At 77.7% G+C, this 475-nt stretch carries 1 pseudogene; it reads left to right on the top strand.

Going from position 1 to position 475, the window contains the following annotated elements:
• Nucleotides 1–475: pseudogene (locus tag FV220_RS25255) on the top strand (RNA-binding protein); the annotation flags it as partial.

Here is a 475-nt window from a genome sequence, read left to right as displayed (position 1 = left end):
CCGCCCCCTGCGCAGGCCCGCCGAACCCGCACGGGTTCCCACGGGCGGCAACAGCGCCGGTCCTCGCCGCTCGGTCTGGCGCGCCGAAGAGGCAGCGCCCCAGGAGGATGGTGCGCGCCGGGTCAAGATCCCCCGCCGTGGCGCCGATCCCAAGGCCGAGCGTGAGGCATCCGCTGCCCGCGGCCGGGAGCGCGTGGGCGCGATCAATACCGGCGAGCGCCGTGTTCTAGTGGAGCGCCTGAAGGCGAGCCCGCAGGAGCCGGCCCCCGAGCCGCATCGCCGTGATCGCGGTGCCCGGCGCGACGAGACGGGCGGCGCCGAGCGCCCGGTCCGGACGCTGCGCCAATCCGATGCCAAGGCGGCCCGCCGCGAGGAGGCCGATGCCCGGCCGCCGCAGCGCCGGTTCGACGGAGATTCCAGGCCCCCGCGCAGCGATGCAAGGCCCCCGCGCAGCGATGCGAGGCCCCCGCGCCGG

Origin of the sequence: Methylobacterium sp. WL19 (genome assembly GCF_008040005.1) — a bacterium.
In the GTDB taxonomy this organism is placed as follows: domain Bacteria; phylum Pseudomonadota; class Alphaproteobacteria; order Rhizobiales; family Beijerinckiaceae; genus Methylobacterium; species Methylobacterium bullatum.
The sequence above is the reverse complement of the archived record's forward strand: the minus strand, read 5'-3'. Positions and strand labels throughout refer to the sequence as shown.